The sequence below is a fragment of the Streptomyces sp. NPDC098789 genome, from assembly GCF_044759975.1.
Classification (GTDB): domain Bacteria; phylum Actinomycetota; class Actinomycetes; order Streptomycetales; family Streptomycetaceae; genus Streptomyces.
Window position 1 is genome coordinate 52,008 of sequence record NZ_JBIWAJ010000025.1, and the last position, 20,074, is coordinate 72,081.

General features: G+C 75.3%; 16 protein-coding genes. 5 read left to right on the forward strand and 11 right to left on the reverse strand.

What is annotated here, in order from left to right; genetic code table 11:
- Nucleotides 1-39 precede the first annotated feature (39 nt).
- The 4 genes from ACIQWR_RS35770 to ACIQWR_RS35785 all read right to left on the reverse strand — a co-directional run bounded on the left by ACIQWR_RS35770 (nucleotide 40) and on the right by ACIQWR_RS35785 (nucleotide 5,994).
- Nucleotides 40-3,051, reverse strand: coding sequence for an AAA family ATPase (locus ACIQWR_RS35770; RefSeq protein WP_404018503.1), 3,012 nt, complete (start codon nucleotides 3,049-3,051; stop codon nucleotides 40-42).
- Nucleotides 3,048-4,232, reverse strand: coding sequence for an exonuclease SbcCD subunit D (locus ACIQWR_RS35775; protein WP_404018505.1), 1,185 nt, complete (start codon nucleotides 4,230-4,232; stop codon nucleotides 3,048-3,050). The genes ACIQWR_RS35770 and ACIQWR_RS35775 overlap by 4 nt, the downstream gene beginning before the upstream one ends.
- Nucleotides 4,233-4,501: 269 nt before the next feature.
- Nucleotides 4,502-5,518 carry an NADPH:quinone oxidoreductase family protein gene (locus ACIQWR_RS35780; protein WP_404018508.1) on the reverse strand — a complete coding sequence of 339 codons (1,017 nt, stop codon included), beginning with the start codon at nucleotides 5,516-5,518 and terminating at the stop codon, nucleotides 4,502-4,504.
- 95 nt (nucleotides 5,519-5,613) lie between these two features.
- Entirely contained in the window at nucleotides 5,614-5,994 is a 381-nt protein-coding gene (locus ACIQWR_RS35785) for a MerR family transcriptional regulator (protein ID WP_404018511.1), read from the reverse strand.
- 106 nt (nucleotides 5,995-6,100) lie between these two features.
- Between ACIQWR_RS35785 and ACIQWR_RS35790 the strand changes: the two genes are divergently transcribed.
- Together ACIQWR_RS35790 and ACIQWR_RS35795 are read left to right on the forward strand one after the other, a co-directional pair.
- The gene (locus ACIQWR_RS35790) at nucleotides 6,101-6,472 is read left to right on the forward strand and encodes a BlaI/MecI/CopY family transcriptional regulator (RefSeq protein ID WP_404018513.1); all 372 of its coding nucleotides are present in this window, start codon (nucleotides 6,101-6,103) and stop codon (nucleotides 6,470-6,472) included.
- Nucleotides 6,469-7,422, forward strand: coding sequence for a M56 family metallopeptidase (locus tag ACIQWR_RS35795; protein WP_404018516.1), 954 nt, complete (start codon nucleotides 6,469-6,471; stop codon nucleotides 7,420-7,422). Before ACIQWR_RS35790 ends, ACIQWR_RS35795 begins: the two co-directional genes overlap by 4 nt.
- Nucleotides 7,423-7,498: 76 nt before the next feature.
- On the opposite strand, the gene ACIQWR_RS35800 is transcribed toward ACIQWR_RS35795, so the two are convergent.
- A complete protein-coding gene (locus ACIQWR_RS35800) occupies nucleotides 7,499-8,125 on the reverse strand; it encodes a YigZ family protein (RefSeq protein ID WP_404018519.1) in 627 nt (208 codons plus the stop codon).
- A gap of 109 nt (nucleotides 8,126-8,234) precedes the next feature.
- Here ACIQWR_RS35800 and ACIQWR_RS35805 point away from each other — a divergent pair, with 109 nt between their 5' ends.
- A complete protein-coding gene (locus tag ACIQWR_RS35805) occupies nucleotides 8,235-8,639 on the forward strand; it encodes a CoA-binding protein (protein WP_399258966.1) in 405 nt (134 codons plus the stop codon).
- Between the two features lie 70 nt (nucleotides 8,640-8,709).
- On the opposite strand, the gene ACIQWR_RS35810 is transcribed toward ACIQWR_RS35805, so the two are convergent.
- Nucleotides 8,710-9,288 carry a helix-turn-helix domain-containing protein gene (locus tag ACIQWR_RS35810; protein ID WP_404018681.1) on the reverse strand — a complete coding sequence of 193 codons (579 nt, stop codon included), beginning with the start codon at nucleotides 9,286-9,288 and terminating at the stop codon, nucleotides 8,710-8,712.
- A 95-nt stretch (nucleotides 9,289-9,383) separates the two neighbouring features.
- On the opposite strand from ACIQWR_RS35810, the gene ACIQWR_RS35815 reads away from it, so the two are divergent.
- Nucleotides 9,384-10,250, forward strand: coding sequence for an EamA family transporter (locus ACIQWR_RS35815; protein ID WP_404018522.1), 867 nt, complete (start codon nucleotides 9,384-9,386; stop codon nucleotides 10,248-10,250).
- A gap of 25 nt (nucleotides 10,251-10,275) precedes the next feature.
- Here ACIQWR_RS35815 and ACIQWR_RS35820 read toward each other — a convergent pair whose 3' ends face one another.
- The gene (locus tag ACIQWR_RS35820; protein WP_404018525.1) at nucleotides 10,276-14,385 is read right to left on the reverse strand and encodes a Pls/PosA family non-ribosomal peptide synthetase; all 4,110 of its coding nucleotides are present in this window, start codon (nucleotides 14,383-14,385) and stop codon (nucleotides 10,276-10,278) included.
- 313 nt (nucleotides 14,386-14,698) lie between these two features.
- Complete coding sequence (locus tag ACIQWR_RS35825) at nucleotides 14,699-15,499, reverse strand: acyltransferase (RefSeq protein WP_404018528.1); 801 nt, start codon at nucleotides 15,497-15,499, stop codon at nucleotides 14,699-14,701.
- Nucleotides 15,500-15,630: 131 nt separating this feature from the next.
- Between ACIQWR_RS35825 and ACIQWR_RS35830 the strand changes: the two genes are divergently transcribed.
- Entirely contained in the window at nucleotides 15,631-16,176 is a 546-nt protein-coding gene (locus ACIQWR_RS35830; RefSeq protein ID WP_404018530.1) for a gamma carbonic anhydrase family protein, read from the forward strand.
- A 57-nt stretch (nucleotides 16,177-16,233) separates the two neighbouring features.
- On the opposite strand, the gene ACIQWR_RS35835 is transcribed toward ACIQWR_RS35830, so the two are convergent.
- From ACIQWR_RS35835 to ACIQWR_RS35845, 3 genes are all read right to left on the reverse strand, one after another.
- Nucleotides 16,234-16,887: a DedA family protein gene (locus tag ACIQWR_RS35835; RefSeq protein ID WP_404018533.1), complete on the reverse strand. Its 654-nt coding sequence runs from the start codon at nucleotides 16,885-16,887 to the stop codon at nucleotides 16,234-16,236.
- A 58-nt stretch (nucleotides 16,888-16,945) separates the two neighbouring features.
- Nucleotides 16,946-19,465, reverse strand: a complete 2,520-nt coding sequence (locus tag ACIQWR_RS35840; RefSeq protein ID WP_404018536.1) for a beta-glucosidase — start codon at nucleotides 19,463-19,465, stop codon at nucleotides 16,946-16,948.
- A 156-nt stretch (nucleotides 19,466-19,621) separates the two neighbouring features.
- Complete coding sequence (locus ACIQWR_RS35845) at nucleotides 19,622-20,074, reverse strand: DUF4442 domain-containing protein (protein WP_404018539.1); 453 nt, start codon at nucleotides 20,072-20,074, stop codon at nucleotides 19,622-19,624.

Sequence of the window (20,074 nt, forward strand, 5' to 3'; positions counted from 1 at the left end):
GTAGTGACGGTATGGTGACGCCCGCCCTGGCATCCTCGATTACGAGGCGTCGCCCGTGTGGTGGCGCACCACGGAACCACCCCGCTGCTTGACAATCTCCAACTGGGTCTGGACCCGCGTACGCAGGTCCGCGACGTGACTGACGATCCCGACACTGCGGTCTCGCTCCCGCAGCGAGTCGAGTACGTCGAGCACCTCGTCCAGGGCCTGTTCGTCGAGGCTCCCGAAGCCCTCGTCGATGAAGAGGGTGTCCAGGCGCATCCCGCCCGCCTCGTCGGTCACCACGTCGGCGAGTCCGAGCGCCAAGGCGAGCGAGGCGAAGAAGGTCTCGCCGCCCGAGAGCGTGGCGGTGTCCCGCTCGCTGCCGGTCCAGGCGTCCACGACGTGCAGGCCCAGGCCCGACCGGCCCCGCCCGGTCGCCCTGGCGTCCGAGTGGACCAGCGTGTACCGGCCGCCGGACATGCGCAGCAGCCGTACCGTCGCGGCCGCGGCGACCTGTTCCAGCCGTGCGGCCAGCACGTAGGCCTCCAGGCGCATCTTGCGCTCGTTGTCGGCGGAGGTACCGGCGGTGAGAGCGGCCAGTGCGGCCACCCGGTCGTAGCTCTCGCGGAGCGGGCCGAGCGCGCGCAGCTCGCTCTCGATCTGCCGGGACAGCCGGTCCAGTTCGGTGCAGCGCAGCCGCGCCGCGTCGGCGGCCGAACCGGCGGTGCGCAGCCGGGCCGCGGCCCGCTCGGCGCGCTCCTCGGCGGCGCGCGGGTCCGCGGGCGGTTCTTCGGCCGCGCGGGCCGCGTCGGCCTCGGCGAACCGGTCGGCCAGCAGCGCTTCTTCGGCCTGCCAGGCGTCCGCACGCCGCTGCAGGGCGCTGCGTTCGTATTCGGCGAGGACCGCGTCGGCGGCGGCCTCCGTGGTGTCGAAGCCCGCTCGGAAGGCGGCGTCGGCGAGGCGTCCGTCGGCTTCCTTGAGGCGTTCGGCAGCGGCCTCGGCGCGGTGCAGCGCGCCTGCGGCGTCCGCCACCAGACGGACCCGGGTCTCCAGCAGCCTGGCCCGGTCGCCGACGCTGGCCGAGCCGGCTCGCACCCGGGCCAGTTCCTCCTCCAGCGCTCGTTGTTCCTCGTCCAGGACGTCGCGGCGCGAGGAGCGGGCGGCGATGCGGCGTTCGGCTTCGAGCCGGTCGGCGCTGCGGGAGGCGTGTTCGCGTTCGGCGTGGGCCAGGCGTTCGCGGGCTCCGTGCAGTCCTGCCGCCGCGGAGTGGGCCGCGGCGTGCCGATCGGTCAGTTCCCGGGTGCGGTCGAGGAGTTCGGCCGTGGTGGCGTCCCCGGCGGCGGCCGCCGCCTCGGTACGGGCTTCCCGTACGGCGGCCAGCCTGCGCTCGGTCGTCGCGCGGCCCTCCTCGGCCTGCTCGAAGCGGGCGTGGGCGGCGTCCTCGGCGGCGCGGTCCACGTGGCCGGGGGCGGGGCGGGCGGGTGCGGGGTGGTCGGCCGAGCCGCACACGGCGCACGGTTCCCCCGTGACGAGCGCCTCGGCGAGTTCGGCGGCGATCCCGCGCAGCCGGGTCTCCTTGAGCTCAAGCCAGCGCTCCCGGGCGCCTGCGGACTCCTCTCGTACGGAGAGCAGCTCGCCGGCGGTGGCCTCCGCTTCGGCGGCGAGCGCGTCCCGGCGGCGGGCCGCGGCCAGGTGCAGTCGGGCGGGCTCCAGCCGGCCGGCGAGGTGTTCGGCCTGGGTCGCGGCCTGTTGGGCGGTGTCCACGCGTTCGCGCAGCGCGGCCCGCAGGGGCTCCCAGCGGGCCAGCCAGTCGGCGGATTCCTGCTGCTGTTCCTCGGCGGCGCGGGATTCGCGCTCCAGGGCTGCGCGTTCGCGGGAGATGTCGGCGCTGCGCTGTTCGGCGCGCTGGGCGGCGCCGAGGGCGCCGAGCTCTCCGCGCAGCCGCTGTTCGAGGGCGGCGAGTTGTTCGGCGCTCGCCTCGACGAGGTCGGCGTGCAGGCGCCGCCGCGCGTCGTCGACGGCGTGCACGGCGGCCCGGTGGGCGCCGGCCGCGGCCTCGCGCAGGTCGAGGGCGGGGGCCACCAGGGCGCCCCGGCGGGCCCGGTCGAGGCGTTCGCGGAGCCGTTCCCGCTCGGGTGCGGCGTCGGCGAGGACCTCGGCGCGGTGGACGGCTTCGGCGTGCCGCCGTTGGAGCCGGTCGAGTTCCCGGGCCCCTTCGGCGGCCCGGCGGGCTGCCGCGTGCCGGGCTTCGACGGCGGTGAGGGCGTGTTCGCGCACGGTCAGCCGTTCCCGGGCCGAGCTGCGCGCCACGGCCGCCCAGGCCCGTACGGCCTCGGCGAGCCCGGGGTCGCCGGGCTGGTGGCCGGGCAGCGGCCAGGCGCGCAGGTCCGCGCTGTCCCCAGCGGCCTGGGCCAGCCGCTGGGCCGTGCCGAGCACCTTCTCGTCGCCCGCGCGCACCTTGGCCTCGGCGGCCCGGCGCTGTTCGGCGAGCAGGGCTTCGACGGCGGCGAAGCGGCGGGTGTCGAAGAGCCGTCCCAGCAAACGACCGCGGGCTTCGGCGTCGGCCCGCAGGAAGCGTGCGAAATCGCCCTGGGGCAGCAGCACGACCTGGCAGAACTGTTCGCGGCTCATGCCGAGGAGCTGCTCGATCTCTTCGCCGATCTCCTGGTGGGAGCGGCTGAGTCCCTGCCAGCCGGTGTCGCCGAGGTGTTCGCGGAGCCAGCTCTGGGCCTTGTCCTTGGTGGTGCCGGTGCCGCGCTTCTTGGGGCGGGGCTGTTCGGGGCGCCGGGTGATCTCCAGGCGGCGGCCGCCCGCGGTGAGTTCGAGGGTGACCTCGGTGGCCTCCTCGGGGGCGGCGTGGTCGCTGCGCAAGCTGGTGCCGGGCGCCTGGCGGGGGCCGGGCACGGAGCCGTACAGGGCGTAGCAGACCGCGTCGAGCACCGAGGTCTTGCCCGCGCCGGTGGGGCCGTGCAGGAGGAAGATCCCGGCGCCGGAGAGCGTGTCGAAGTCGATCTCCTGAGCTTCGGCGAAGGGCCCGAAGGCGGTGACCTTGAGTCGGTGCAGCCTCATCGGTCCCGCCCTTGACGTCCGGTTTCGAGCAGTGCGGTTTCGACGCGGACGTCGTCGAAGGCGGCCCTCAGCACGGCCCGTTCGCCCTCGTCGGCGGCGCCCCCGCCGCGGACGTGGGTGACGAAGTCCTCGGCGATCTCCTGGTCGCTGCGGCCCTTGAGGCGCTGCGCGTAGGAGGCGCCGTCGTCCTCCTCGCGGCCCTGGGGGTCGAAGGCGAGGCTGAGGGTGTGGGGGAAACGGGCGACGAGGCGGGCCATCGGGTCCTCGGGCCGGACCGGGTCGGTGAGGGTCGCCTCCACCCACGCCTGCTCGTGTCCGGCGAGCGCGGGGTCCTCCAGCAGCTCGTCGATGGGGCCCCGGATGCGGGCGAGCGGGCGCGGCACGGGGGTGTCGATCCGCTCGGCCACCGGGCTCGTGCCCGGGGCGCCGAGTTCGATCAGCCACATCGTCTTGCGGTGGTGGACCTCGGAAAAGGAGTAGGCGAGCGGGGAACCGGAGTAACGGACCCGTTCGTTGATCGTCTGACAGCCGTGCAGGTGGCCGAGGGCGGCGTAGTCGACTCCGTCGAAGACGGCGACGGGCACCGAGTCGACCCCGCCGACCGCGATGTCGCGCTCACTGTCGCTGGCCTGCCCGCCGGTGACGAAGGCGTGCGCGAGGACGACCGAGCGGATGCCGGGGCCGCGGGTGGCGAGGTCGTCGCGGATCCGGTCCATGGCGGCGCCGAGCACCGCCTCGTGGCTGACCTTCGGCGCGTCGAACGCGTCCTTGACCAGGGCCGGTTCGAGGTACGGCAGTCCGTAGAACGCCACGTCGCCGTGGACATCGGTGAGCACGACGGGGTCGGCGCAGCCCTCGGGGTCGGTCCGCAGGTGGATCCCGGCGCGGCCGATCAGTGCGGCCCCCACGCCGAGACGGCGGGCGGAGTCGTGGTTCCCGGAGATCATCACGGTGGGCACGTCGAGCTCGGCGAGCCGGTGCAGGACCTGGTCGAAGAGCTCGACGGCGGGCAACGGCGGCACGGCGCGGTCATAGATGTCGCCCGCGACGAGCACGGCGTCCACCTCGCGCTCCCGCACGGTCTCGACGAGGTGATCGACGAAGGTCGCCTGCGCCCCGAGCAGGTTGACCCGGTGGAAGGCCCGGCCGAGATGCCAGTCGGAGGTGTGGAGGATCCTCACAATGCCACTCCGACCTGCACTTTACCGTTCCTCCAGCTCCGGGACCAGCACGGACCCCCTACGGGCGCCGCGGCAGGCACCCACCACGCTAACGCGAATCGGCGTCCGGTCCGTCTCGGTTCTCAGTTTGCCACCGGCGCCCGGGGGTGGACGACCAGTCGGCCGGGCCCCGCGGGGCGTGGGTGCGACGGCCACGACCGCGCCCCCACGACCGCGCCCCCACGGCGTCGGATCCACGGCGTCGGATCCACGGCCTCGGCGTCACGTCCTCAGCGCCACGGGTCGAGGGCGTGCTTGCCGGTCGTCCGGCGGGATTCGAGTTCCCGCAGGACGGCGGGGCCTTCGTCCAGCGGGTGGACCCGGGGGGTGCCCGGCGGGTAGACGCCCCGCTCGACGAGCTCCGCCAGCTCGGCGATCAGCGACCGGTAGAGGGCCGGGGCCTTCGAGGCCAGGGCGCCGATGTGCAGGCCCTTCAGCTGTACGTGGTGGGTGAAGACGAGGTCGTGGGTGCTCAGGCCGGCGTCTCCGGAGGACGCGCCGAAGACGACGATCCGCCCGGTGAAGGGGCGGGTGACGCGGAGGCTGGTGTCGAAGGTAGCCCGCCCCACGGACTCCAGGACGAGGTCGACGCCTCCCGTCAGCCCGGTGATCGCCTCGGCGAGGTCGGGCCGGGAGCCGTCGAGGATTTCCTCGACCCCGAGCGCCCTGACCGTGTCGTGCTTGGCCGGCGAGGCGGTGGCGATGACGCGCGCCCCGTAGTGCCGGGCCAGGCGGACGGCCGCCTGCCCCACGCCTCCTGCCGCCGCGTGGACGAGGACCACCTCGCCGCGCGCGAGCCGGCCCAACGGTTTCAGCGCCGCCAGCGCGGTCGCCCAGTTCAGCACCATGCCGAGGGCTTCGGCGTCGCTCCAGCCCGCCGGCACCGGCAGGACGCCGGCGGCCGGCATGACCGCGTACGGGGCGAAGGCGCCCGCGCCGGCCCCGACGATCCGGGTGCCCACCGGAAGGGGGTCCTCGGTGTCCGGGCCGACGGCTCCGATCGTGCCGGCGGCTTCGAAGCCGGCGATGTAGGGCGCCCGCGGACCACCGTCGTAGGTGCCGTACGCCTGCATGACGTCGGCGTAGTTGATTCCGGCCGCCCCGACGCGGATCAGGTACTCGCCCGGCCCCGGCGCGGGACGGGGGCGGTCGCTGACGAGGACCAGGTCCCGCGGCCCGGCCTGGGACGGCTGGACCAGCGCCCGCATCGTGGGTACGTCACTGTCCTGCTGCTGAAGGATCTCCATGCCGAGGACCGTAGGAGCCTCACGCACACGTCAAGGTCAAGGGCGAAGGGCGAGAGGTGAGGGGTGAAGGACGAAGGGTGAAGCCGAGGTGAGGGTCAGGGTCGAGCGCCCGCGGCGGCCGGCGGCCGCGCGGTGCCCAGGAAGGACTCCAGCGCCGCCCGTTGGGCGGTGAGCGCGGCGATCCGTTCGGTGAGCCGACCGTGGTAGTCCCGCACCTCGTCGAGGAACTCCCCGCACAGGGCGGCCGCCCCGCCGATCGGATGCTCGGCGAGGAAGGGCAGGACCTCCTTGATCAGCCGCACCGGGAGCCCGGATTCCAGCAGCGAGCGGATGACCCGGACCCGTTCGACGGTGACGGCGCAGTAGTCGCGGTACCCGTTGTCGTGCCGGCCCGGGACGATCAGGCCCTCGTCCTCGTAGAAGCGCAACGACCGCACGCTCACGCCACTGGCCCTGGATGCCTCGCCGATCCTCATGCACGACCCCAACGCCCGACCGGCCCGTGGTCTTCCGGCGGCGCCGCATTACACTGCCGTAGACGGTCTACACCACCGTAGACGGAAGAAGCGTGAGGAGCGCCCCATGGGTGAGGCCAACCCGGACCGGCTGCCGGCCGGCGAGCTGGAGGCGTCGGTACTGGCGGCCCTGTGGGCGGCCGGCACCCCGCTGACCCCCGGCCAGGTCCAGGAGGCACTGGGCACGTCGCACGCGCGGACGACGGTGACGACGATCCTGACCCGGTTGCACGAGAAGGGCGCGGTGTCCCGCACCCGCTCCGGTCGCGGGTTCGCCTACCTGCCGACGGAGGACGCCTCCGGACTCACGGCCCGTCGCATGCACTCGGAGCTGCAGAAGACCGAGGACCGGGGCGCGGTGCTGACCCGCTTCGTCTCGCAGTTGAGCGACGACGACGAGCAGCTGCTGCGGTCCCTGCTCGACGGGGGCGGTGCATGATCTACGCGGTCTGGCTGCCGCTGCTGGTCCCCTTCCTCGCCGGGCCCGTGGGCCGACGGCTGGCGGCCTGCCTGCCCCCGCGGCACGCCGTGTGGCTGTTGGCCTCCGCCGCGGCGGGGCTGGCCCTCGCCAGCACGGTCTCCCTCGCCCTGCTCGTGGTCCCGGGCGCCACGCATCTGCGCACCGTCGCCGCGCTGGGCAAGCTGCTCACCCCACTGCGGACCGGTTCGCCCGATGCCGTGGTGGCGGTGGCCGTCGTGGCCGCGGCCCTGCTGGGCTGGTCCGTCGCGCTGCTGGTGCGGGCCGCGAACCGGCGCTGGACCCAGCTGCGCCGCGCCGGCCGGCTCGCGGCGCACGCCGGCGGAGAGCTGGTCGTCCTGGACGAACCGGGGCCGGACGCCTACGCGCTCCCGGGGCGCCCCGGTCGGATCGTGGTGACCACCGGCATGCTGGGCGCGCTGACGGCCGCCGAGCGCGAGGCGCTGTTCGCCCACGAACGCGCCCACCTGCGCGAGCGTCACCACCTCTTCGCCGCCGTGACCGATCTGGCGGCCCTGTGCCATCCGGCCCTGCGCGCCCTGCGCGAGCCGCTGGCCTACGCCCTGGAGCGCAGCGCCGACGAGGCCGCCGCGCGCGCCACGGGTGACCGCGGGCTGACCGCCCGGGCCATCGGCCGGGCCGCGCTCGCCACCCGTGCGGCCCGGGCGTCCGGCCCGGCGCGGCCGGCCTTCGCGCTGGCCGCGACGGCCGGTCCGCTGCCGCGCCGGGTGGCGGCCCTGTTGGGCCGACCGGTGGAGGCCTCGGCCGCGGCACGCTCCCGTACCGCACGGCACCTCACCGCCGCGGCCCTGGTGACCTGCCTGGCCCTGTCCGGCGCCGCCGCCCTGGACGCCGCGGTGGACCTGCACGCGGGCATCGAGGCGGCGCAGGGCGAGTCGGCGGGACGGTGACCCGGGGCGGCGGACCCGCCCCGGTCGCTCACCCGACCTCACCGCTCAGGAGCCTGGGGGGCGTAGGTCTCGCCGCTCAGGGGGCGTAGGTCTCCCCGCCCAGGGTGAGGGTCGCGCTGCCCGCCGTGCTGTCGGCGAGCCACGCCTCGAAGGCGGGCAGGTCGGCCTCGGGCAGGGCGATCTCGATCTCCACGGCGGCGCCGTAGCGCAGGTCGACCACGGTCCGGCCGGTCGAGCGGAGGTCGTTCTGGGTCTTGCCGGCGCGCTGGTGGTCGACGGTGACGGTGGCCAGCCGGTAGCGGCGGCGGGTGACCGTGCCCAGCGTGTCGAGGGCCTCGCCGACCACGCCCCCGTAGGCCCGGATCAGCCCGCCCGCGCCGAGTTTCACACCGCCGTAGTAGCGGGTGACCACGGCGACGACGTAGCGGATGTCGCGCCGCATCAGCATCTGGAGCATCGGCACTCCGGCCGTACCACCCGGTTCGCCGTCGTCACTGGCCTTCTGGACGGAGGCGTCCGCCCCGACGACGTAGGCGTAGCAGTTGTGCGAGGCGGTGGGGTGCTCCTTGCGGATGCGGGCGACGAAGTCCTGCGCCTCGCGCTCGGTCGCGGCGGGCGCCAGCGCGCAGAGGAAGCGCGAGCGGTTGATCTCGGACTCGTGGACGCCCTCGCGGGCCACCGTGACGTACTGGTCTGCCTTCACCCGCTCCACCCTAAAGGGAATCGGACGGGGGAATCGGACAGGTGTCCTCCCTGTTGAAGCCGGGTGCGGGCGGCACCCGGTCGGCCCGCGAGAGCAGGAGGCGGCACGCGTGTACGGCGACCCGGCAACCATCCGCAGGATCCTCACCCAGCACGGCGACACCTGGGCCGTGGTGGGCCTGTCCAACAACAGCGACCGCGCCGCCTACGGCGTGGCGCGGGTGCTCCAGCGCTTCGGCAAGCGCGTGGTGCCGGTGCACCCGAAGGCGGAGACGGTCCACGGCGAGCAGGGTTACGCCTCGCTGGCCGCGATTCCCTTCCCGGTGGACGTGGTGGACGTCTTCGTGAACAGCGCGCTGGCCGGTCCGGTCGCCGACGAGGCCGCGGCGGCCGGTGCCCGCGCCGTCTGGTTCCAGCTCGGCGTGGTCGACGAGGACGCCTTCGAGCGGACCACCTCCGCCGGGCTGGACATGGTCATGGACCGCTGCCCGGCCATCGAGATCCCGGCCCTGTGACCCGGGCCCACCAGGGCTGACCCGGGCTCCCCCGACCCGGGCACCCCTGACGTGGGCTCCCCGACCCGGGCTACGGGCGGCCCACGGGCGGGATGGACACCGCCATCGTCATCTCCATCGGCACGGGGCCGTCGTTGCGGTAGGCGTGGGGTGCGTTCGCCTCGAAGGAGACGGCCCCGCCCGCCGGAACGGCGTACTGCTCCCCGTCGACCAGGAGCGTGAGCTCCCCCGTGGTGACGTGCATCATCTCGACGGTGCCGGCCGGATGGGGGTCGGAGTCGGTGCCCTCGCCCGGCTCCAGCCGGTAGGTCCACATCTCCAGCGGTCCGCGCCGGTCGTCGCCGAGCAGCATCTCGCTGGCGCTGCCGCCGTCCGTCGACCACATGCGCACGCCCTGCCCCGGGAGCACCACGTGCACCTGGGGGCCGGGTTCGTGGTCGAGCAGGGTGGTGATGCTGACGCCGAGGGCGTCGGCCAGTTTGACCGTGGTGCCGACGCTGGGGTTCGTACGGTCCTGCTCGATCTGGATGATCATCCCCCGGCTCACTCCCGCGCGGGCCGCCAGCGCGTCCAGGGTGAAACCGCGCTCACCTCGGCACTTCTTGAGGTTCCGGGCGAGTGCCTGGGTGAGCTGTTCGAGATCCGACACCATACCGTCCAATATTTTGGATGACAGAGTTCAATGGGCTGAACTATCGTGCATTGCACTCACTGGCTCAATGCACTGTACTGCGAGGTCCTGCCATGACCGCCCTGTTCGCCCTGGCCACAGCCATTCTGTGGGGTCTCGCCGATTTCGGGGGCGGATTGCTGACGCGCAGGCTCCCGGCGCTCACCGTGGTCGTCGCGTCGCAGGCCGTCGCCGTCGTCGTGCTCGGCTCGATCGTGCTCGGGACCGGCGCCTGGCGGGGGGCCGGACCGCAGCTGTGGTTCGCGGTCGCCGCGGGTCTGGTGGGCCCCCTCGCCATGCTGAGCTTCTACAAGGCGCTCGCGCTGGGCCCGATGGGCGTGGTCTCGCCGCTCGGTTCGCTGGGCGTCGTCGTACCGGTCGGGGTCGGACTGACGCTCGGCGAACGGCCCGGCTTCGGCCAGGTCGCGGGCATCGCGGTGGCCCTGGTCGGGATCCTGCTGGCGGGTGGGCCCGAGCTGCGCGGGGCGCCCGTACAGCGGCAGGCGGTGCTCCTCACCCTGGGCGCGGCCTTCGGCTTCGGCGCGGTCATGGCGCTCATCTCGGAGGCGTCCAGTGGACTCACCAGCCTGTTCCTGGCCCTCTTCGTGCAGCGCGTGACGAACGTGACGGCGGGCGGGACCGCGCTCTGGGCCTCTGCCCGGCGCGGGAACCGGGTGCTCCCGGCGGGCAGCGGCCCCGCGCTGCTGTGGACCCTGCTGCCCGCGCTGGCCTTCGTCGGGCTGGCGGACGTCGCGGCCAACGGCACCTATTCCGTCGCCGCGCAGAACGGTCCGGTGACGGTGGCCGCCGTACTGTCCTCGCTGTACCCCGTCGTCACCGCGTTCGCCGCCTTCGCCCTCCTGAAGGAACGGCTGCGCACGGTCCAGGCGGCCGGGGCCGGCCTCGCCCTGGCCGGCACCGTCCTGCTGGCAGCGGGGTAGCCGGCCCGGGGACGGCCGGTGGAGGTCATTCGATGGCGGGGGCGGCGGCCCCGGCGATCGGGTTGCCCGCCCAGCGGGTCGCCGGTGGGACCGTCTCACCGCGCATCACCAGGGAGGAGGCACCGACCGAAGCGTGGGCGCCGACCGCGCTGCCCGGCAGCACGATGCTGTGCGGGCCGAGCGAGGCGCCCTCGGCGAGATCGACCGTGTCCATCCGCATGATCCGGTCGTGGAACAGGTGCGTCTGGAGCACACAGCCGCGGTTGACGGTCGCCCCCGCCCCGAGCGCGATCAGATCCGTCTCCGGAAGCCAGTGCGTGTCGCACCACACGCCCCGGCCGATCCGGGCCCCCAGGCTGCGCAGCCACCAGTTGAGGACGGGCGTCCCCGTGAAGGGGCCGGCCAACCACGGCACGGCGAGGGATTCCACGAAGGTGTCGTAGAGCTCGTTGCGCCAGACGAAGGAACTCCACAACGGGTGCTCCGTCGCCCGGAAGCGGCCCACGAGCATCCACTTCGCGGCGGTCGCCGTCAGGGCAGCGGCCACCCCCGCGGCCAGCAGCAGGGGCGCGCCGACCACGGCGGCGAGCCAGAGGCCGCCCGAGTCGAGGGCGTCCTGTTGGGCGAGCAGCACCCCTTCGGCCAGCGCCAGTCCGCACATCAGCGGGATCAGCCGGCACAGCTCGACCAGCCCGCGGGCCAGCACCAGGTGCGGTGCCGGCTCGAAGGTGCGCCCCGCGTCCGGCGTGGCCGCCACCCTCGGCAGCGGCATCGTCGGCCGGCCCAGCCAGGATGTCCCGGGCCCGCTGTGCGCCGGGGCGTCGGAGAGGACCCCGATCAGCGCGTGGTCGGGCACGGTGCGCCCGGGGCCGACGATGCCGGAGTTCCCGACGAAGGCGCGCCGCCCGACGCGGACCGCGCCCAGCCGCATCCGGCCGTCGCGCAGCTCGTACGGCGCGGCGAGCACGTCGTCGGCGAGGAAGGCGCCGTCCTCGACGGTGAGCAGCGAGGGCAGGGTCAGCACGGTGGAGATCTCGGTCCGTCGGCCGACCCCGGCGCCGAGCAGCCGGAGCCACAGGGGCGTGGCGAGGCTCGCGTACAGCGGGAAGAGGGAGGCCCGCGCGCCGCCGAGGAGCCGGTGCACCAGCCAGACCCGCCAGGCGACGCCGCCGTCGGCGGGGTGGGTGCCGGGGGTGATGGCGCGGCCGAGGAGGCGGACGACGGCGGCCACGGTGAGGATCCAGCACAGGGTGGTGACGCAGGTGGCGACGGGAACGGTGAGCAGGAGCCACAGGGCGACGGCGCCGAGGGTCACGCAGTCCTTGACCAGGTAGTACGTCCCGACGAGTGCGGGCGCGCCGGCGAGGAGCGGGAGCAGCGGGAGCAGGCCGAGGGTCGCGGCGTAGCAGGCCTTCCACCGGCCGGGGCGGGACCGCTCGCCGGATGCGCGGCCCGCGGGCCGCTGCGCCGCGGTCGGCTGCGGTCGGGGGGTCGGCCGGGCCGGTGAGCCCTCCCAGCTGGCGCCGGCGGGGATCTCGCCCGACAGGCAGCCGCCGCCGGTCAGTTCGGCACCGGGTCCGACCACCGCTCCGGGCATGAGCATCGACCGGTGCCCCACCCGGGCTCCGGCGCCGACCCGCACCGCCCCCACCCGCAGGGTCCCGCCGTCCACCCACCACCCGGACAGGTCGGCCTCGGGCTCGACGGCGCAGCCGTCGCCCAGCTCGGCGAGCCCCGTCACCGGCGGCATCGCGTGCAGCGCGACCCCCTGTCCGGTGGCGCAGCCGAGCGCTCGCGCGTACCGGGCGGCCCACGGGGTACCGAGCAGCGCCGGGACGCCGAAGGAGGCCACGGCGCGTTCCGCGGCCCACAGCCGCAGGTGGACCCCGCCCCCGCGCGGGTAGGCGCCGGGGACGATCCCCCGGGTCAGCAGCCGCGCCGCGGCGGTGCCCAGGGCGAACCGGGACGGGGCGCTGAACAGCACCACCCAGCCGGCCAGCACCAACCACCACGAGGTGTACGGGGCCCAGGCCTTGGGGGCCAGCACGGCGAGGACGTTGTCGATGACCGCCAGGGCGACCAGCCCGCGCAGCCCGGTCACGCCGAACAGGGCGCACTGGACGAGGATCTGGGCCGCGCCGGTACGCCGCCGCAGCGGCGGCGTCGGGGCCACGGCCCCGATCGACCCCAGCGGGGGCGCCGACGACGCCGAGGACGCGGACGCGGACCGGGGGGCGGCTGCGGCCGGGCCCGACGCCGCCCCCTTCGCCCCGCCGCCCGGGGCGAGGCCCTCCAGGTGTGCGGCCATGTCCCGCAGCACCGGGTTCCGGTAGAGGTCCGCGACCGACACTCCGGGGTAGCGCTCGCGCAGCCGCGAGGCCATCCGCGCGGCCGTCAGGCTGGTGCCGCCCAGTGCGACGAAGTCGGATCCCGGCCCGGGGCGGCTGCCGAGCAGGTGCGCCCACAGGTCGGCGAGCTCCGCGGCGACCGCCCCGAGCGGCTCCGGACCCGCCGCCTCCGACGCCCCCGAGGCGCCCGAGGCGGCTGCGCGGTCCAACGGCTCGGCCCCACCGGCCCAGCCGGACCCGCCGGACCCGTCCGCCCGATGCGCGGATTCCGGCAGCGGCCACGGCAGGGCCTCGCGGTCGACCTTGCCGGAGGTGCGGGTGGGCAGTTCGACGAGCTCGGCCAGTACGGGCACCAGCGCCGCGGGCAGCGCCCGGGCCAGGGCCTCCCTGGCCCGGGTGCGGTCGTAGCCGGGCGCGGGGACGACGTACCCGGCGAGCACCTGGCCGCCGGCCGGGGTCGCGTGCACGGCCGCGGCGGCGCCGAGCACCCCGGGCAGGGCGCTCAGGGCGGCGTCGATCTCGCCGAGTTCCACCCGGCGGCCGCCGAGCTTGATCTGGTCGTCGGCCCGCCCGGTGAAGACCAGCCCCGCGGGGTCCGCCAGCACGAGGTCGCCGGTGCGGTAGGCACGGGCGGCGCCCAGTGCCGCGCAGGGCCGGAAGCGCTCCGCGTCCTTGACCGGGTCGAGGTAGCGGGCGACGCCGGCGCCGGCGATGACCAGCTCGCCCTCGGCGCCGGGCGCGACGGGCTCCCCCGCCTCGTCGACGACGGCCAGGTCCCAGCCGTCCAGGGGCAGTCCGATGCGTACGGGTTCGCCGGGCCGCAGCCGGGCGGCGCAGGCCACGACGGTGGTCTCGGTGGGTCCGTAGGTGTTCCACATCTCCCGCCCGCCGATCGCGAAGCGGTCGACGAGCTCGGCCGGGCAGGCTTCACCGCCGACGATGAGCAGCCGGACCCGGTCCAGGCAGTCGGCGGGCCAGAGCGCGGCGAGCGTGGGCACGGTCGAGACCACGGTGACGGCCCGGTCGACGAGCCAGGGGCCCAGCTCGTGCCCGGCGCGCACGAGCGCCCGCGGGGCCGGGACCAGGCAGGCGCCGTGGCGCCAGGCCAGCCACATCTCCTCGCAGGAGGCGTCGAAGGCCACCGAGAGCCCCGCGAGCACCCGGTCACCGGGGCCCAGCGGGCGCTCCCGCAGGAACAGCCCGGCCTCGGCGTCGACGAACGCGGCGGCGCTGCGGTGGCTGACGGCCACGCCCTTGGGGGCGCCCGTGGAGCCCGAGGTGAAGATGATCCACGCGTCGTCCTGCGGGCGGGCCGCCCGGCGCGCACCCCCGGCGGCACCGGCGGGCGGCACGGCGCCGGGCGCCACCTCGCCGTCCGCGCCGAGGACCAGGCAGACGCCCGCCTCGCGGAAGACGGTCGCGGCCCGCTCGTCGGGGTCGTCCGCGTCCACCGGGACGTAGGCGGCCCCGCAGCGCAGCACGGCCAGGACCGCCAGGTAGAGCTCCGCGGTGCCGGAGGGCACGCGGATCCCGATCCGGTCCCCCGCCCCGGCCCCGGCGCGGCGCAGCCGTTCGGCCCGGGCGGCGACCTCGGCGGTCAGCCGCCGGTAGTCGAGGCGTTCGGCGCCGGTGTCCAGGGCGAGGGCCCCGGGGTGGGCGGCCGCGGTGGCGTCGAGGACGTCGAGGAGCGTGCGCGCGGGGGCGGGGGGCGCACCGAGGTGACACGCGCCCCGCGCCGCGTCAGCGGAGGCCGGGCGGGGTGGGGGGCCGGACGGGTGGGATGGCATCGGCGCGCCTCTATTCGGCTGTGTGACGTGCGTATTCTGCACGGCCGAACGCCTGCCTCCGGCGCCGCCCGCACGCATCCACAGATACCGGCCAGGGGTGCCCGGTTCACCGACCGGAGGCTACTGTTCCGCAAATCGAACAGGGCGTCCGGAACCCCAACGGCACGTCAAAACCCTTGTCGTGGCCGGGATCGCGCCGCGCGCCGCGCGCTCCCGGCACCGTCCCGCATCGGCGACCCGTGGGGAGGATTTGGACAATCGCTGGGCTGACGTTCGGTATCGGACTCACCCGTTCCGCCCGCATCGCGCCCGATCAGGGGGCCGTGGGCGATCCGATCCCGCGGGACTCGGCGATACGTTCGGCTTCCTCCAGCGCGCGCAGTTGCGCGGGAGTCACCCCTTCCGGTATCGGCACCGGGGCCGGCGTGCGCAGCGGCGGCTGCCAGCCCGTCTCCGGCTCCCAGCGCCGCACGATCCGGGCCGGCGCGCCGGCGACGACGGCGTGGTCGGGCACCTCGCCGCGGACGACGGCCCCCGCGGCCACCACCACGTTGCGGCCGAGCCGGGCGCCGGGGAGGACCACCGCGCCGGTGCCCAACCAGCAGCCCGGGCCGATCTCCACCGGCGCGCTGCGCGGCCACTGCTTGCCGACGGGCTCGTGCGGGTCGTCGTAACTGTGGTTGGTGGAGGTGATGTAGACCCCGGGACCGCAGAAGGTGTCCGATCCGATGGTGATCCGGGTGTCCGCGATGACGTGGCTCCCCCGGCCGAGCACCACGCCGTTGCCGAGGACCAGCACCGGGTCCCGGCCGAGGTCGAGGTCCGGCATCATCCCGGCGGTCAGGGTGACCTGCTCGGCGATGATGCAGTGCTCGCCCAGGTGGATCCAGCGTTCGCCGAAGACGGTGCCCTGGGGGAAGGCCAGCCGGGTGCCCTCGCCGATGGCGCCGAAGCGCAGCCGCCCGGGCGCCTGCGCGGTGACCGCGCCCGCCTGCTGCGCCCAACGCCAGCCCGCGTGGACGATCCGGCTCGCGGCCCGGCGGCGCAGGGCGGTCACGGCCGCCAGGACCTCCGCGGGCGAGACGGATGAGAACGTGTTTCTGTTCTTCGGCACCCGGCCACGGTAGTGGGCCGCGCCCCGGGCGTCCGGACGGCCCTCCTGTGATCTTCACCCCATCGGCCGGTCGGCCGGAGGCGTGGCCTACGGTGCAAGGAGCGCGGCATCCGGAAGCAGAGGAAGAGAACATGACGTTTCAGGCGGACCAGGCATTCGTCGCCGGTGTCGGCGGGAAGAAGCCGGCCATCCACCCGGAGGCGTTCACCGCGCCGACGTCGGTCGTCGTCGGCGACGTCAGCCTCGCCGCCGGGGCGAGCATCTGGTATTCCGCGGTGCTGCGGGCCGACTGCGGGCCGATCGTGCTCGGCGCCGACAGCAACGTCCAGGACAACTGCACGGTCCACGTCGACCCGGGCTTCCCGGTGACCATCGGCGCGCGCGTCTCCATCGGCCACAACGCGGTGGTGCACGGCTGCACCGTCGAGGACGACTGCCTGATCGGCATGGGCGCCACCGTCCTCAACGGCGCGGTGATCGGCGCGGGTTCGCTGGTCGCCGCCCAGGCCCTGGTGCCGCAGGGCATGGTCGTCCCGCCGGGCTCCCTCGTCGCGGGCGTGCCGGCTAAGGTCCGGCGCCCGCTGACGGACGAGGAGCGGGCGGGCATCAGCCTGAACGCGACGATGTACGTCGAGCTGGCGAAGCAGCACCGCGCGGCGGTCGAGGACCTCGCGTAGCGGAGCCGTGGTGTCCCGGGCGGGCGCGGCGGCCGCGCCCGCCCCGGGGCCCCCGGTTCAGTCGACCGCCACCGTGGTCTCGGGCGCCACCCTCGCCTCGGCCTCGGCCGCCGACTTCTTGGCCCGGTTGCGCAGCACCAGCATGGAGGTGAGCCCGATCAGCACGGCCGCCACCAGCCCCAGCCAGGAGAACCGCTTCAGCCAGGCCTCCGCGACGATCCCGATGTAGTAGATGACCGCCGTCGTACCGCCCGCCCAGATGATCCCGCCGAGCACGTTGGCGATCAGGAACTTCCAGTACGGCATCCGCAGCACGCCCGCCAGCGGCCCCGCGAAGATCCGCAGCAGCGCCACGAACCGCCCGAAGAAGACGGCCCACATGCCCCACTTCTCGAAGGACCGCTCGGCCATCGCGACGTGGTGCTCCCCGAAGTGCCGGGGGAAGCGCCGCCCGAGCCGGGCCAGCAGGGGTTTGCCGCCCTTGCGGCCGATCGCGTAGCCGATCGAGTCCCCGATGATCGCGCCCGCGCTCGCGCAGGCGCCCAGCACCACCGGGTCGATGCCGCCGTTCTGCGAGGCGAGCAGGGCCGCGCTGACCAGGACGATCTCCCCGGGAAGCGGGATGCCCACGCTCTCCAACCCGATGACGAGGCCGACCAGCAGATAGACACTCACCGCCGGGATGGTCTCCAGCCATTCCTGGATGTGCACCGGTACGTCCTCCCGCAGCGTGGTCGGCGCGCCCCCTGTGGCGCACCGACCCGCCAGCCTACCGGCCCGCCGCGCGCACCACCGCGGCCGCCCTCAGGGGCAGTTCCCGCGAGGAGCGCCCCACCCACACCTCCCGCCGTCCGGTGCCCACCACCCAGGCGTGCGGACCGGGGTCCCAGGAGGACAGCGTGCGGGCGTCGAGGTCGACGGCGATCCGCTGGGAGCGGCCGGGGGCGAGGCTGATCCGCCGGTAGCCGGCCAGGGCGCGGACGGGCTGGTCGAGCGTGAGGTCCGGCGAGGGGCCGAGGTACACCTGCGCCACGTCCGTGCCCGCGCGGCGGCCGGTGTTGCGCACGGTGAACTCCACCCGCAGCCCGGTGCCCCGGGGCCGCACGGTCAGCTTCTCGTACTGCCAGGTGGTGTACGAGAGGCCGTGGCCGAAGGGGAAGAGCGGGGCCACCCGCTCCGCGTCGTACCAGCGGTGGCCCACGTGGACGCCCTCGCTGTACTCCTGGCGCCCGCCGACCCCCGGGTAGCGCACCGGGTCCGCGCCGACCGGGGTGGCGCGCTCGTCGGCGGGGAAGGTCTGGGTGAGCCGCCCGCCGGGGTCGGCGTCGCCGAAGAGCACGGCGGCGGTGGCGCCCGCGCCCTCCTGGCCCGGGTAGTACATCTGCAGCACGGCCGCGGTCCGCGCGAGCCAGGGCATGGCGGTCGAGGAGGACGTGTTGAGGACCACGGTGGTGCGCGGGTTGGCCGCGGCGACCGCCTCGATGAGCCGTGCCTGGCCGCCGGGCAGGCCCAGGCCGGTCCGGTCGCCGCCCTCGGTGGCGTCCTCGTAGGCGAACAGGACCACGCTGTGGGCCGCCGCGGCCACCCGTACCGCCTCGGCCACGTCGGCGGCCCGGGTCGCCCGGGTGGTGTGGCGCAGCCGGAAGCGCGCGCCCCGGTCGCCGCCGTGGGCGCCGACGGTGAGCTTGTGGGTCCCGGGCGCGAGGGCGAGCGTACGGCGGCGCACGGTGAGCCCGTCGGGGGCGGCGCCGAGCAGACCGCCCACGAAGTACTCGGCCACGCCCTGCTGGACGGGGAAGACCTCCTCGCCGTCGAGCCGCACGTCGGGCCGCTTGCCGGTGTAGTGGACGAGCAGGGTCCACTCGTCGGCCTCGCGGAGCGTGAAGGCGCCCTCGTAGTGGTGCTCCTTGCCCGCGTCCACGACCTGGTCGTCCAGGGCGGGCGCCGGGGTCAACAGGCCCGCGGGCAGCGGGCGCCCGTACAGGTCCTCGCCGAGGGCGTGGCGGACCTCGGCCCCCTTGCCGGCGCGGGTGCGGATCGCGGCCAGCGGGCTCGCGGCCCGGTCCCGGTCGGGGACGACGTGGGCGCTGCCGCCGCCGCTGACGAAGGGCACCTGGCCGGTGGGCCCGATGACGGCGAGGGAGCGGGCGGCGGCCCCGGTGAGCGGCAGGGCCGCCTTCTCGTTGCGCAGCAGGACCGCGCCGGCGACCGCGACCTGACGGGCGACCGCGGCGCCGGCGGCGGGATCGCGGGCCGGGCGGGGCGCGGGGGACGCCTCCAGCAGGCCGAAGCGGTCCATGGTGCTGAGCACCCGGCGCACCGCGAGGTCCACGGCGTGCTCGGGCACGGATCCGGCGCGCACGGCCTCGCGCAGCGGCTCGCCGAAGTGGGTACCGGCGGGCATCTCCATGTCGAGGCCCGCGGTGACGGCCGCGACGGTGCTGTGAGTGGCCTGCCAGTCGGACATCACCCAGCCGTCGAACCCCCAGCGCCCGCGCAGCAGTTCGTTGAGCAGCGGCTTGTTCTCGCAGGCGTAGGTGCCGTTGACCTTGTTGTACGCGCCCATCACCGAGCCCGCGCCGGCCGCGACGGCGGCCTCGAAGCCGCGCAGCTCCGTCTCGTGCAGGGTCTGTTCGGTGGCGACCGCGTCGACGGTGTCGCGGCCCTTCTCCTGGTTGTTGAGGGCGAAGTGCTTGACGGTGGCGATCAGCCCTTCGTCCTGGATGCCGCGGACCACCTCCGCGACCAGGTCGGCGGTCAGCCGCGGGTCTTCGGAGTAGGTCTCGAAGTTGCGGCCGGCGTAGGGGGTGCGGATGAGGTTGACCATGGGCGACAGCAGCACGTCCTGGCCCAGCGCGCGGCCCTCGCGGCCGATGACGCGGCCGTAGGCGCGGGCGAGGGCGGGGTCGAAGGCGCTCGCCAGCATGACGGGCGCGGGCAGCGCGGTCGCCGGGCGGGCCACCCGTACTCCGGCCGGTCCGTCGGCGAGCCGCAGCGGCGGGATGCCCAGGCGCGGTACGCCGGGCACGTAGCCCGCCTGACCGAGCGGGGCGGGGTCCACGGCGCCGTGCAGCAGCGTGGTCTTCTCCTCCAGGGTCAGCCGCTCCAGCAGCGCGTCCACCCGCGCGCCGGCGCCGGGCCGGGCGGTGGCGCCGGCCGCGCTCGCCCGGGCGGCCGTGCGGGCCCCCGCGCGCGGGGGCACCTGGGGGACGCAGCCGCCCGCACCGAGGGCGGCGCCCGCCGCGCCCAGCAGCCGGATGGCGGTACGGCGGGACACGGCCTCGCTCATGGGGGCTCCCTGGAAGCGGCAGTGGGCGGGGCGGCCCGCGCCGGACCGCCCCGGCCCACTGTGCGCCACGCGTCCCCCGGCCCCGCCGGGACGCGCCCTCGGCGGGGCGGCCTTCCACTGATGGGACGCACCCGGGGTGCGCGTGGGGCCCGGGACTCAGGCGTTGGGGCGCAGCGTCCAGACGACCGTCATCTCGCCGGTCACGGCCTCGTCCTCGCGCTGGATGGCGATGGTCACGGGGAACTCGGGGCGGCCGCCCGCGTCGAGTTCGGCGATCACGTCGGCCGCCGGGCGGCCGAGGGTGGCGGTGGCCGTGACGACGCCCTTGGCCAGCTTCTTGTAGCCGATCTCGGCCCGGACGGCGAGCGGGACGGCGCGGGAGAGCTGCTCCCCGAAGGCCGCCAGCACGATCGCGCCGCTCGCGGACTCGGCGAGGGTGAACATGGCACCGGCGTGCGGGCCGCCGACGTGGTTGTGGAAGTCGCTCTGGTCGGGCAGGCGGACGACCGCGCGCTCGGGGGTGCTCTCCAGGAACTGGAGGTTCAGGGTCCGGGCCATCGGCACCGTCGCGGCGAGCAGTTCGCCCACGTTCATCTGTTCTGCGCTCAT

Excerpts from the sequence above, each read along its gene's own strand:
- ACIQWR_RS35840 (WP_404018536.1), bottom strand. The coding sequence starts at position 19,465 with ATGAGCGAGGCCGTGTCCCGCCGTACCGCCATCCGGCTGCTGGGCGCG.
- ACIQWR_RS35845 (WP_404018539.1), bottom strand. The coding sequence starts at position 20,074 with ATGAGCGCAGAACAGATGAACGTGGGCGAACTGCTCGCCGCGACGGTG.
- ACIQWR_RS35795 (WP_404018516.1), top strand. The coding sequence starts at position 6,469 with ATGATCTACGCGGTCTGGCTGCCGCTGCTGGTCCCCTTCCTCGCCGGG.
- ACIQWR_RS35815 (WP_404018522.1), top strand. The coding sequence starts at position 9,384 with ATGACCGCCCTGTTCGCCCTGGCCACAGCCATTCTGTGGGGTCTCGCC.
- ACIQWR_RS35790 (WP_404018513.1), top strand. The coding sequence starts at position 6,101 with ATGGGTGAGGCCAACCCGGACCGGCTGCCGGCCGGCGAGCTGGAGGCG.
- ACIQWR_RS35785 (WP_404018511.1), bottom strand. The coding sequence starts at position 5,994 with ATGAGGATCGGCGAGGCATCCAGGGCCAGTGGCGTGAGCGTGCGGTCG.
- ACIQWR_RS35780 (WP_404018508.1), bottom strand. The coding sequence starts at position 5,518 with ATGGAGATCCTTCAGCAGCAGGACAGTGACGTACCCACGATGCGGGCG.
- ACIQWR_RS35830 (WP_404018530.1), top strand. The coding sequence starts at position 15,631 with ATGACGTTTCAGGCGGACCAGGCATTCGTCGCCGGTGTCGGCGGGAAG.
- ACIQWR_RS35820 (WP_404018525.1), bottom strand. The coding sequence starts at position 14,385 with ATGCCATCCCACCCGTCCGGCCCCCCACCCCGCCCGGCCTCCGCTGAC.
- ACIQWR_RS35770 (WP_404018503.1), bottom strand. The coding sequence starts at position 3,051 with ATGAGGCTGCACCGACTCAAGGTCACCGCCTTCGGGCCCTTCGCCGAA.